The sequence below is a fragment of the Chitinophaga deserti genome (assembly GCF_003149455.1).
Lineage (GTDB): Bacteria > Bacteroidota > Bacteroidia > Chitinophagales > Chitinophagaceae > Chitinophaga > Chitinophaga deserti.
Map to the genome: position 1 here is coordinate 462,790 of NZ_QFFK01000001.1, position 12,052 is coordinate 474,841.

10 protein-coding genes are annotated in these 12,052 nt (G+C 53.0%); 2 read left to right on the forward strand and 8 right to left on the reverse strand.

Going from position 1 to position 12,052, the window contains the following annotated elements; genetic code table 11:
- Positions 1-43: 43 nt before the first annotated feature.
- From DEV76_RS01740 to DEV76_RS01755, 4 genes are all read right to left on the reverse strand, one after another.
- Complete coding sequence (locus DEV76_RS01740; protein ID WP_109694480.1) at positions 44-889, reverse strand: DUF4249 domain-containing protein; 846 nt, start codon at positions 887-889, stop codon at positions 44-46.
- 1 nt (position 890) lies between these two features.
- Positions 891-3,536: a TonB-dependent receptor gene (locus DEV76_RS01745; protein ID WP_109694482.1), complete on the reverse strand. Its 2,646-nt coding sequence runs from the start codon at positions 3,534-3,536 to the stop codon at positions 891-893.
- Between the two features lie 32 nt (positions 3,537-3,568).
- Positions 3,569-4,543 (reverse strand): FecR family protein, encoded by a 975-nt coding sequence (locus DEV76_RS01750; RefSeq protein ID WP_109694483.1) that lies wholly within the window; start codon positions 4,541-4,543, stop codon positions 3,569-3,571.
- A 68-nt stretch (positions 4,544-4,611) separates the two neighbouring features.
- The gene (locus DEV76_RS01755; RefSeq protein ID WP_157962664.1) at positions 4,612-5,118 is read right to left on the reverse strand and encodes an RNA polymerase sigma-70 factor; all 507 of its coding nucleotides are present in this window, start codon (positions 5,116-5,118) and stop codon (positions 4,612-4,614) included.
- An 82-nt stretch (positions 5,119-5,200) separates the two neighbouring features.
- Here DEV76_RS01755 and DEV76_RS01760 point away from each other — a divergent pair, with 82 nt between their 5' ends.
- Positions 5,201-6,226: a quinone-dependent dihydroorotate dehydrogenase gene (locus DEV76_RS01760; protein ID WP_109694487.1), complete on the forward strand. Its 1,026-nt coding sequence runs from the start codon at positions 5,201-5,203 to the stop codon at positions 6,224-6,226.
- A gap of 9 nt (positions 6,227-6,235) precedes the next feature.
- A complete protein-coding gene (locus DEV76_RS01765; protein WP_109694488.1) occupies positions 6,236-7,033 on the forward strand; it encodes a TerC family protein in 798 nt (265 codons plus the stop codon).
- A gap of 71 nt (positions 7,034-7,104) precedes the next feature.
- On the opposite strand, the gene DEV76_RS01770 is transcribed toward DEV76_RS01765, so the two are convergent.
- The 4 genes from DEV76_RS01770 to dnaB all read right to left on the reverse strand — a co-directional run bounded on the left by DEV76_RS01770 (position 7,105) and on the right by dnaB (position 11,811).
- Complete coding sequence (locus DEV76_RS01770) at positions 7,105-8,028, reverse strand: class I SAM-dependent methyltransferase (protein ID WP_109694490.1); 924 nt, start codon at positions 8,026-8,028, stop codon at positions 7,105-7,107.
- A 57-nt stretch (positions 8,029-8,085) separates the two neighbouring features.
- Complete coding sequence (locus DEV76_RS01775; RefSeq protein WP_109694492.1) at positions 8,086-8,793, reverse strand: RsmE family RNA methyltransferase; 708 nt, start codon at positions 8,791-8,793, stop codon at positions 8,086-8,088.
- A 9-nt stretch (positions 8,794-8,802) separates the two neighbouring features.
- Positions 8,803-10,164: an MATE family efflux transporter gene (locus DEV76_RS01780; RefSeq protein ID WP_109694494.1), complete on the reverse strand. Its 1,362-nt coding sequence runs from the start codon at positions 10,162-10,164 to the stop codon at positions 8,803-8,805.
- A gap of 72 nt (positions 10,165-10,236) precedes the next feature.
- Positions 10,237-11,811: a replicative DNA helicase gene (gene dnaB, locus DEV76_RS01785; RefSeq protein WP_109694496.1), complete on the reverse strand. Its 1,575-nt coding sequence runs from the start codon at positions 11,809-11,811 to the stop codon at positions 10,237-10,239.
- Between the last annotated feature and the right edge of the window lie 241 nt (positions 11,812-12,052).

The following is a 12,052-nucleotide window of genomic DNA, read 5'->3' on the forward strand; positions in this document are numbered from 1 at the left end:
TCTCCTTTTGTTTGGTATACTCCAAATTTAAGGAATTCCGGCCTTATTTAACCGGTATCTCCACCCATGCCGTGGAAATGCCTGCGAAGATCCCGTAACCCTTGCCCACATTGGTAAATACCTGCGTTGGGTCTACCAAAAGGTTGCCCCGGTTGGCTTCCTGGAGCTGCAGCGACTTCAGATACTGCCAGCTGGCGGATGTGAGCCCGGATACTTCCAGCAGCAGCACTTCATTCTTTACCAATACCTGCCGCGTCTGGAGCACAACAAGGATCTCCTTGCCATCGAACCGATCATCGGGGATGAGGGAATATTCGTGGTAGGTTTCGGTGACGAGGTCAGTAAAACTGTTGTTATAAGAGGGATCGAACCGGTACTGGCGGCGCTCTGCCGGTGTAAAGCTGCCATTATCCAGCTTCCGGGCTTTGTAGAGGCGGATGCGGTAACGGTCGCCCCCGGGGAGGTCAGACAGGTATACTTTTACGCGGTTACCGCCTTCCTGTGCGAAAGGCTCCCTGAGCAGAGGCCGGCGGGGCAGGGTATCTGCCGCTTCCACAGCAGGTAATCCTGTGGCGGTTACTTCCACTTTATAACGCATGCCCGCTGTTACTTTCGCATCCGAGACGTAATACCCTTTGCCGCCGATGGTTTTGAACTGCATTGGCAGCACAGTATTACCGGCCGTGAGCCTCACACCGGCATTGGCAATTTCAGGAAAAGAGATTGCCCCCGGTGGCTGGGAACGCGTAAGGCGCAGGTACACCACACTATCTTCCTGAACGAGGCTGTTCACCACGATCCGGTCGCCTTCATATTCCATCGGAATGTTTGCCGGCCTTTCACATGCGGCCAGCGCAAGGGCCGTTATCAACGGAAATATCTTTTTCATATCAAAACCTTACTGCCCAGGAAACGCTCGGCAGCACGGGCAATACACTGAGCATGGTAAGCTCGCGCCGCTGCAATTCGGGGTTGCGTTTATAATAGTAGAAGAAAGGATTCTTCCGGTTATATGTGTTATACAAACCGAAGCTCAGGATATACCGCGCCTTTTTGCGTTGCTTGGTATAGGTAGCTCCCAGGTCGAGTCGGTGAACATCATTCATGCGCACGGTATACTGGTCGCGTTGTACATCTATGGGATCCTGGTCATTGATGGACCCCGGCAGGTGCGGCGATGGCTCTGTTACCTGTTCATAACTGGCCACAGGCAAGGTAAGCGGCAGACCGCTGGCATATTGCCATTGTGCGGATACTTCCCACCTTTTACCCAGCTGGTGCGTTAATACCACTTCCAGCTCGTGGCGCCGGTCGCATTTATACGGGAACACCGTGCCCTGATTGATGTTAGGGAATGCCCGGCGGCTCCAGGCAAGTGTATACCCGATCCATCCCTTAAAGCGGTCCTGTTTTTTCTGCAGCAGTACTTCAGTACCGTAGCTCCAGCCGCGGCCCACTACAACCAGATCTTCCCAGCTTTTGGTAGCGAAATTGAAATCGGCCGACTGTTCCTGGTACTGGATCACGTTGTCCATCCGTTTGTAATACCCTTCAAGGGATAACTCGTACCGGTTATCTTTCGTGGTTTTAGCCAACCCCAGTGCCAGTTGCGAAGAGTGCATGGGAGGCACTTTATCGGTAGCGGCTACCCAGAGGTCTGTAGGCAGAAAAATAGCCGTATTAGTCAACAGATGGATATACTGGGTCATTACCGTGTACGACATTTTCAGGGCCCAACGTCGGGGGAGCATGTACCTGAAACCCAGGCGGGGCTGTATGGAGGTATACGCCCTGCCTTCCACCAGAAAAGCCGATGCATGCACACCCAGGTTGAGGTGCATGGAGTCACGTATCTTCCAGTCGTTCTCGAAATAAAGTGACAGCTCCACTCCGCCATGAGACTGATCATTATACGTAGTATCGGCCAGCTGCTGATCGTCGGACACATTGTTGAATGCTGCAATACCCGGCCTGAAGATGTGCCAGGTGCCCTGGCCGCCAAAACGGATTACGTGGTTGGGATTGGGCCGGTAATCAAAATCGATCTTGGCACCCGCATTATCCACCTTTGAGTAATACCGGCCAAAGGCATTATCGTTTTCACGAATGCGCGGCGTATCGAGCGCCATGTATTTATACTTGTAATCGGTATTGAAACGGAACTGCGAGTAATTGAGAGTTAGGTTAGAGAACAGCTGCGGATTGAAGATGTGGTTCCAGCGGAGGGCATATGCCTGGTTGCCCCATCCCAGCCGGAAGCGCATTTCTTCATGATATCTCTTAGGGGCGCCCTGCAGGGAATCGAAGCTCTCGTTGCGGTGCATGGTAAGGTTATCCTCTCCGCCATATGCGCTGAGATAGATCCTGTCTTTCGGTGAAAAGATATGATTGATCTTCAGATTAGCATCGTAGAAATAAGCCCAGAACTCACCTTCTTCCCCCAGTTTCAATTCTTTATTGGCTACCTCCTGCATAATGAGATCCGCGTAGGTGCGGCGAGCAGAGAGTATATAGGATGTTTTTCCTTTCACAATGGGGCCTTCCGCCGTCATGCGCGAAGCCAGCAGGCCGATGGATAATTCGCCGTGATGATTATACATATCCCCATCTTTCATGGAAATATCCACTACAGACGACAGGCGGCCGCCATACCTTGCCGGGAATGCGCCTTTGTAGAGATCCACATTCTTAATCGCATCAGGATTGAATACGGAAAAGACGCCGAACAGATGGGTGGAATTATATACCGGCGTACCATCGAGAAGGATGAGGTTCTGATCAGGACTTCCGCCTCTCACATGTATACCGCTGGTTCCTTCCATCCCTCCGCTTACGCCGGGCATGGCCTGAATGGTTTTCAGCACATCGGCTTCTCCGAGTATGCGGGGCATGGTTTTCGTCTGCGACACATTCACGTTCACCTTGCTCATCTGCGTCTGATCCTGCAGGCGGGGCAGCGCTTCCGTTATTTCCACCTCTTTCAGGGTATTGGAAGGGTGGAGTTTGAAATTGAGCTGACGGCTGTCGCGGTCGCGCAGGGGTACCTGTACGGCATTGTAACCGGTGTAAGACACGAAGAGGGAAAGGGTATCGCGTAAGGCGGTAAAGCTATAAAACCCGTATGCGTTGGTAGTGGTACCCGCTTTGAGGTGAGGGGCATAAACAGTAGCACCGATGAGCTTCTCACCCGTGGAAGCATCTTCCACATAGCCGCTGATCGTGCGCTGGAAGGGTTGTTTGGCAGCCAGCACCAGGAGGCCTCCGATGCGGCGGTATTGAATACCGTTATCAGTAAACAGCATATCGAGTACCTGCCGCAGGGGCATATCGCGGACACGGAGGGTCATCCGGCGGTTGAGGTTCACAACATCGCGGCTGTATGAGAAAGGAATGCCGTAAGTTTTTTCCAGATGGTCACAATACACGTAAAGGGGCTGATCTTCCAGTGAGACCGAGATCCGGGTGCGCCAGTTCCATGCGAACACCTGCAGGGGGAGCATTGCCAGCAGCAATAATCCCGGCAGGACTTTCTTCATTTTGCAAGCAAATTAACTTTGACTAATAATAGTTACAGCGGCTGCAGCTTGTATTCCCCGGTTTTAACAGAATCCACTGAAGCAGAAACCATAAACCCGAGGGCTTCCATTACTTCCCCGATTGTTTCGCCGGAGAAGCGGGTAGTGATCCGTTTATCCAGCATCGCGGGGTCGGCGACGGAAATTTTCACACCATAAGCCTGTTGCACTGTTTCCAGAACAATACTAAATGGCACATCTTCGAAGACCAATGGCTCCGGGGTACCGCCCGTAACGTTGAAACCGCCATCGGTTCCCTGGCGCCGAAGGGTCATGCCCGGGGTCATGATAACGGGTTTCCCCAATGCGGGGTCCGTTACCTGGATCTTACCGCTTTCCACGCGGATGAACAGGGAGGTATCCAGCTCTACCGTAAACCGGGTTCCGAGCACCTTAATCTCCGTACCGCCGGCTTCCACTACAAATGGTTTACCGGCCGAAGGGGCGACGTCGAAGCTGGCTTTTCCGGATACGCGAACGCGGCGTTCCTGTTTCCCGAAACCGGCATCCACCGTAAGCTTACCGTTGCCGGCAAGTTCGATGCGGCTGCCATCGTGCAGGGCGGCGGTTTCTCCGCCTGTGAACGACTGCTTATCTCCTCCCAGCTGCTTTAATCCCCAGAATCCTGCCACAGCTACAATTCCTATGGCTGCTGCCGCCATCCACCAGGTATTCCTGCGGCGGAGGGGTACCACCGGTGCGTCCGTGAAGGCTTCGGCAGCCTGTGCGGGAGCAGCGGTGATAGTGGCATGGAGGCGATCCCAGCTACTGTTGGTACTGATGCCTGCGAAGGTATCCCTGGGGAGGGGAGCTTCGAGGAGCCGGCGGATGGCATCGAGCGCGGCTTCGTTAGCCGGCTGATCTTTCCGCCATGCATCTACCCACGCCCGTTCCGGGGCTTCCGCCTCGTTCAGCAGGTACTTGCACAGCAAGGAATATAAAGCCTCATCGGGCTGCAGATGGCTCATGAACAGTTGTAAATATTAACTAGACCGGTTAGATGACGCGCCTCAAAAAGGCAGCCCCCTATCCCGTATCAAAAAATCAGGGGCAGGTACTCCCGCAACTCCTCATGGAGGATACGTAGGGCCTTCCCCATCTGGTTCTCAACAGTTTTAACAGAAATATTCATCACGGTGGCAATTTCAGCATATTTCAGCTGCTCCTTCCGGCTAAGCACGAACACTTCGCGGCAGCGCTCCGGTAGCTTGTCCAGCGCCTGCTCGAGGCGGCCTTCCAGCTCCCTTGCCTGGAGCGACATCTGCACCGATTCGTCCTGCAAACGGCCAAAGGAAAGTTCCTTTTCCGTCCGCACCTGCTGCTTCCGCCACTGGCTGATAGCCGTATTGCGGATAGATGTAAAGAGGTACGACCGCTCCGACCCGGAAATACGGATCTGATCCCGCTTTTCCCATATCTGGGAGAAGACGAGCTGCACCACTTCCTCGGCCTGCCAGGGGTCACCGGTATAATGCACGGCGAAAGCCAGGCAGTGGGGGTGATGCTCGCGGAAGAGCCGTTCAAATGCAGGAAGGTCCAACATGATTGTTGCGGCAAAATTAGGTGCCCCGGACTCATAAACCAAATAGCCGTTGGTCTGGGCAATTTTATATCTTTGCGCGGACATGTACGGTTTAATCAAGAAAATACTTTTCGGCTTCCCCCCTGAGCGTATTCACTATGGTGTAATGCGCGGACTGAAAGTCGTAAACGCGCTGCCCTTCGGCAAAAATCTGCTGGACGCATGCTGCCGCCCGAAAAATGATGGCCTCGAACGCAAGCTCTGGGGCCTCACATTTGCCAACCCCGTAGGCCTTGCCGCCGGCTTCGATAAAGATGCCCGGTTCATTGACGAACTGGCCCACCTTGGCTTCGGCTTCGTGGAAATAGGCACGGTCACCCCCCTCCCCCAACCCGGCAACGATCTGCCAAGGTTATTCCGCCTCCCGGAAGATGAAGCGCTCATCAACCGCATGGGCTTCAACAATGAAGGGGTACGCGCTGCTGCTAAAAGGTTGCAGAAACGTAAAACCAACCTCATCATCGGTGGCAACATCGGTAAAAATAAACTGACACCCAACGAAGAGGCAGTAAGCGATTACGAGAAATGCTTCCATGCTCTTTTTGAAGTGGTAGACTATTTCGTGGTGAACGTAAGCTCACCCAATACACCCAACCTCCGTGCCCTGCAGGAAAAAGAGCCGCTCAAACAGCTGCTCCACCACCTGCAAACGCTCAACAACCAAAAGAGCAAACCCAAACCCATCCTCCTCAAAATTGCCCCGGACTTAACCAACGAACAACTCGATGACATCATCGAGATCGTTCAGGAAACGGAGCTGGCGGGCCTGGTAGCCACCAATACCACCATCAGCCGCGAAGGCCTGAACACCCCGGCCGAAGAACTGGAGAAGATAGGAGCAGGCGGCCTTAGCGGGCGCCCTGTGCGGGAACGCTCTACGGAAGTGATCCGGTATATCCACGAAAAATCAGGGGGTAAGATCCCCATCATCGCTGTAGGCGGCATCTTTACCGCTGCCGATGCGCAGGAGAAACTGGACGCCGGCGCCAGCCTCGTACAGGTATATACCGGGTTCATCTACGAAGGACCCACCATCGTTAAAAAAATCTGCCAGGGATTATCTGTTTAACCAATACCAATGATAGCATTTCAAGAACTCCTCACCGCTGATGCCCTTATCAGTTTGCTGACCCTCACTGTCATGGAAGTGGTACTGGGGATCGACAACGTGATCTTCGTTTCCATCGTCATGAACAGGCTGCCGGAAGAAAAGCGCCTGAAAGCCCGCCGCATCTGGATGTTTACCGGCATCGCCGTCCGCATCGTTTTGCTGCTGTGCATCGGCTACATCATCCGCGCCACGGAACCGCTGTTTACCATTTTCGGTAACGCCATCTCCCTCCGCGACCTCATCATGCTGGCAGGCGGCCTCTTCCTCCTCGTGAAAACCACGCTGGAAATCCACCACAAGCTGGAAGGGGAAGAAGATGAAACCCAACAGGGAGGCACCAAAAAAGCAGCAGCTACCCTCGCCAATGTGGTAGGACAGATCATCCTGATCGACATGGTATTTTCCTTCGACAGTATCATCACTGCGGTAGGCCTTGCCAAGCACGTAGAGATAATGATCATCGCGGTAATCATCGCCATGTTCATCATGTTCTCCTTCGCCCCCCGCATCAGCGCATTCATTCACAAACATCCCACGCTTAAAATGCTGGCACTGTCGTTCCTCATCATGGTAGGCGGCATCCTTATCATAGAAGGCTGGAACCCCGAAGCGGTACACGATCTTCACCTGAAGAACTATGTGTATTTCGCCATGGCGTTTTCCTTTATCGTGGAGTTGCTTAACATGCGCGTACGCAAGCAGAAGCCTTCACATCCCGTAGAACTGCGCGGCCCGAAAGAGACCGACCTCGAACCGAAAAAATAACTTCGTTTCTACAACATAAAAGGCTGGCCCGCATTACGCAGGCCAGCCTTCTTTTTTGTAAATCCCTCACGTTAAACGGGCTTCGTCAAATGGAGGAAAAGGTTCACGCCCGCTGGCTCGCTCCTCACTTCCGGTGCCCAGTTAGCAGCGCCCGCCTGCCTTGCAAGGTCCGTCAATTGAGCAGGGCTTCTATGGTGGAGGTACCATTGCATCCCCACTTCCATGAATGCGCGGTTGGGGTTCGTATCAGAAAAGTTACCGATCACCAGTTCAGCTCCCGGCTCCACACAGCTCAGGAGCTTCCGCAACACCCGTACAAAAACGGCATCGGTAAAATAATCGAACAGGCCCGACGACCAAACCAGCTGATACGAACCTTCTGCTTTCCAGGTAAGGATGTTCTGCTGCCTGAACTGCACACGCTTATTCCCTTCAAGCAGGGATTGTGCGTAGGTAATCGCATGCGCATCGTATTCCAGGCAATCCACTGTAATGGGCGCCTGCGGCCATGTCTTGTAAAACTCAAATACATCCCGCGCAGGACCGCTGGCTACATTGAGTACCCGGCCAGGCATACCATTGGTGAGCAGGTCTTTGAAATAAGTTTTCCTGTTGCGGACAGCCACTGCCGCAGGCTGTGCCTGCGCAAAAGCATCCCAGCGGGTAATGTGTTCCCCTTCACCGGTGTAATGGGTGTACAGCCGGTCTATCAGCTGAAAATCGCCTGCATAGCCATATGGCTTAAGGCTGCAATATCCGGCAATGGAATCCTGGGAATGAAAGGCTGCATGCTGTTCGCGCAGCAGTTCGAACTGCAGCATGAAAGCCTCGGGATCGCGGTGGTAAGCGCGGTTGAAATAATCATTGATTCGGGGATAATCGCCCGCATCAGGGCCGGCAACGAACAGGCCGTGCAGGGCATCCGGTAGTGTACTCGTGAGCATGGGGTATAGTATGGCTTTGATGATGAGCCACAAAACTATACCGGGGTGCATGGGTGGAGAATGGGAGTTACTACCTACAGGATGGGCAACATTACTTACCGGTTATCCTTATCCGTTATTAACTGCCGCCATCAGGGTACAGCCTACCAGTCCGGCAGTTTCTGTACGAAGGCGAGTGCTGCCCAATGTAACAGGATGATAACCATATTGCAAAGCCAGCTCCACTTCCTCAGCAGTAAAATCGCCTTCAGGCCCGATGAGCAGCAGCGCATTTTCACCGGGGCGTACTGCCTTCAGAACAGATTGTTTTTCTCCGGGAAGACAATGTGCGATAAAACGCTGTCCTTCTGCCGCCATGAGTGATTCAAATGGCTGCGGAACCGGGAGTTTGGGGAGATGCCATTGGCGGGACTGGAGCATGGCCGATACAAGGATGCTTTCCAGCCGCTCCATTTTCAGGTTCTCTTTTTCCGTACGCTTCGTTATAAGCGGGATGATCTCAGCCATTCCGATCTCGGTGGCTTTTTCCAGGAACCACTCCATGCGGGAAGCGTTCTTGGTAAAGGCAATGCCGATTTTTAAACGTGGTACCGGCGCAGGAATCTGTTCCGTTTCCAATATGGCGGATACGCACTTCTTACGGTGATCGTCAGTAATCTCAGCAGTATACTTTCCGCCTCGGCCATCGGCCAGCAGAATTTTATCGCCTTTCGTTTTGCGCAATACGGTCACGCAATACTTTGAAGTAGGCTCATCCATCGTGTAGGCGGTGGTACCGGTTACCATATCGCCGGCAAAGAAAACGGGCAGTTCCATCCGGCAAAATTAGTTTTTTCCCGCTTGCAGTTCCAGCCTGCGGGTAATATTCTGGAACCGGAAAAATAACAGGGCCGATGCCACCAGTAATCCCAGCGAGAGTCCCCACCATATCCCCTGAATACCCAGCTTCAACGGGAAACCGAGCAGATACCCGATGGGGAGGCCCAGCACCCAGTATGCGATCATGGTAATGACAGTAGGAATTTTCACATCGCCAAGCCCGCGCAATACACCCAGACCTACCACCTGCGTACCGTCGAACAACTGGAAGAAGGCAGCTATCAGCAGCAGGCCGGATGCCATGGCGATCACAGCAGGGTCCTGAATATATAAGGTAGGCAGGAACCTGGAGCCCAGCACAAATATGAGTGCCGATATCCCCATCATCACCAATACCATATGATAACTGGCGATGGCAGACTTCCGCAGGTCCGCCCAGTTACCTGCCCCGAGGTTATTACCACTGCGGATACCCGCAGCTGCGGATACCCCGCTGGCCATCATATACGTCATGGCAGCCAGCGATATTGCGATCTGATGAGCAGCCTGCTCTTCAGAACCCAGCCAGCCCGCCATGATTACGGCACCACTGAAAGCACTCACTTCAAAAATATACTGTAGCGCCACCGGTGTACCCAGTCCGGATATTTTCTTCAATACGGCGCGGGAGATGTCCCGGAAATGGAAGTCTGCGAGGTATTCCTTAAAACGGGGCGCTTTCAGGACATACCAGGCCATGGTGATACCCATGAGCAGGCGGTCGGTGAAAGTAGCGATACCCACCCCGGCAATGCCCATCCTGGGCATTCCCAGGAAACCGTATACAAGGGTTACGCCCAGTACAATGTTCAGGATGTTACCGATAATGCTGATGTTCATGGCCTGCCGGGTGAAGCCCAGCCCTTCCGCGAATTGCTTGAAGGTGAGGAACACCATGAGCGGCAGGTAAGAGAAGGCGAGATAATTGAGGAACACACGCGCCTGCGCTGCAACATCCGGCGGCTGGCCCATGCGGTGGAGATTGTAACCTACCAGCACGATCAGCCCGAACATCACCACCCCGGTGATCATGTTAATGATAAAACTATGCGCCAGCAGCCGCCCGCAATTAGCCCTGTTCCCCCGGCCGTTCTCCTGTGCGATGAGCGGCGTTAGTCCGTACGACATGCCGATACCCGTTACCATAAATATCGTGAACAGGCTGACGCCCAGCGAAACTGCTGCCAGCGGTACTTTACCGGTATGCCCGATGATGATACTGTCGCTCAGGCCCACCAGTGTATGCCCCAGCTGGGAAATCACTACGGGGTAGGCGAGGTGAAAATTATCCTTGTAATGGTGTTTATACTTTTCGTAAATCCGCTTCATATTGAGTCATTAAAAAGGCCGGTCTTTCTTTGCAGAACGACCGGCCTTCGGTATTATGTGCAATGCTATCCTTTAGAACGGAGCATCACCGAATGCGTCGTCGTCAAAATCCATATCGTTCATCTTCGAACCTTTCTGGATGAACACTTTAGCTTCATCGTAACCACCTGGGCCGCCGGGTTTACCCGGGAAGCTGGGAGCACCGCCGATGGGTGCGGGCGGACCATCTACGAAACCATCGTCTTCAAAACGCTGGAATTCGAGGATAGCGCGGAGCTTCACGGTATCGAGCTGACCGTTACGGTGTTTCGCGATACGAACGTGCGTTTCACCTTTATTGGATTCGCCCATTTCGTTGGTAGTGATATCGTAGTATTCAGGACGGTAGATGAACATAACCATGTCCGCATCCTGCTCGATAGCGCCCGATTCACGAAGATCCGACAGCTGTGGCATCTTATTACCGTCTTTACGTTTTTCCACGTCACGGGAGAGCTGGGAAAGTGCCAGTACCGGCACGTGCAGCTCTTTTGCGAGGCCTTTCAGATCACGGGAGATTTTGGAAATCTCCTGTTCACGGTTCGTATTACGGCCATCGTTAGGGCCAGACATCAGCTGAAGGTAGTCAATGATGATAATACCTACACCATGGTTATGCACGAGGCGTCGGCATTTGGCGCGGAGCTCGAAGATGTTGAGACCGGGGGTATCGTCGATAAAGATGGGCGCTTTTGCAAGGCGTTCGATACCATGGGTCATAAGCTTACGCATTTCATGCTCTTCGAGCTTACCACGCGTGATCTTTTCCAGCCTGATTTCTGATTCGGCGGACAGGATACGCTGAACGATCTGCCCGCTGGACATTTCAAGGCTGAATACCGCTGCACCTTTCGCGAACTTCGGATGGAGGGCTGCGTTACGTGCAAGGTTAAGCGCGAACGCGGTTTTACCCACCGCAGGACGTGCCGCGAGGATGATAAGGTCGGAAGGCTGCCAGCCGTAAGTGATCTGATCGAGGGAGGGGAAGCCGGAGGGAACCCCGGTGATTTCGTCGCCTTTATTCCGGAGGTCCTCGATACGCTTGATGGTATTAACGAGGATACGGTCGATGGAATCGTAGTTCTTACGGAGGTGGTTATTGGTTACTTCGAAGAGTTTGGACTCGGCAGCGTCGAGAAGGTCGAATACATCGGCCGTGTCTTCATAAGCTTCTGAAATGATTTCGCCGGAGATGCGGATAAGTTCGCGCTGGATGAACTTCTGCAGAACGATACGGGCGTGCGCTTCGATGTTGGCAGAAGAAACTACCATGTTGGTGAGGCGTGTCACAAAGAAGGGACCACCCACCATTTCCAGCTCGCCGCCGGTTTTAAGTTCTTCTACAACTGTGAGAATATCCACCGGCATGGATTTACCGGCGAGGCGCTGCATGGCAGCGAATATTTTCTGGTGAGCGTCTACATAGAAACACTCGGCTTTGAGAATCTCAATTACAGTATCGAAAGCTCCTTTTTCCAGCATCAGTGCACCCAGTACGGCTTCCTCTAGCTCTTTTGACTGGGGGGGCACCTTTCCATACACCATCGTAGACAGGTCCACGCCGGGCTTACGGCGTGTGTTACGGTCTTTCTTCAGATTGAGATCCATTATATTAAGTCCTATGCGTTATGAAGTTAAAAAAGTGGTTACCGAATGGTTCCGGAAAAGGGATTTCTACAATTCCTGCATGATTCCATTCACCCATCTTTAACAAATTGTAAAATTATTTTCTAGCCGGTCAAATGAAGGTAATGGACTTTATCCATTTCCCTCCCGCACAGCCGAACTATATTTATTCCATCCATTCCCACTGCTTCGCGCACACCAATCAGGCAGTTATCCACCGTCC

Bases quoted from the DNA above. Each gene is read 5' to 3' on its own strand.
- DEV76_RS01740 (WP_109694480.1), bottom strand. From the start codon at position 889: ATGAAAAAGATATTTCCGTTGATAACGGCCCTTGCGCTGGCCGCATGT.
- DEV76_RS01745 (WP_109694482.1), bottom strand. From the start codon at position 3,536: ATGAAGAAAGTCCTGCCGGGATTATTGCTGCTGGCAATGCTCCCCCTG.
- DEV76_RS01750 (WP_109694483.1), bottom strand. From the start codon at position 4,543: ATGAGCCATCTGCAGCCCGATGAGGCTTTATATTCCTTGCTGTGCAAG.
- DEV76_RS01755 (WP_157962664.1), bottom strand. From the start codon at position 5,118: ATGTTGGACCTTCCTGCATTTGAACGGCTCTTCCGCGAGCATCACCCC.
- DEV76_RS01760 (WP_109694487.1), top strand. From the start codon at position 5,201: ATGTACGGTTTAATCAAGAAAATACTTTTCGGCTTCCCCCCTGAGCGT.
- DEV76_RS01765 (WP_109694488.1), top strand. From the start codon at position 6,236: ATGATAGCATTTCAAGAACTCCTCACCGCTGATGCCCTTATCAGTTTG.
- DEV76_RS01770 (WP_109694490.1), bottom strand. From the start codon at position 8,028: ATGCACCCCGGTATAGTTTTGTGGCTCATCATCAAAGCCATACTATAC.
- DEV76_RS01775 (WP_109694492.1), bottom strand. From the start codon at position 8,793: ATGGAACTGCCCGTTTTCTTTGCCGGCGATATGGTAACCGGTACCACC.
- DEV76_RS01780 (WP_109694494.1), bottom strand. From the start codon at position 10,164: ATGAAGCGGATTTACGAAAAGTATAAACACCATTACAAGGATAATTTT.
- dnaB (WP_109694496.1), bottom strand. From the start codon at position 11,811: ATGGATCTCAATCTGAAGAAAGACCGTAACACACGCCGTAAGCCCGGC.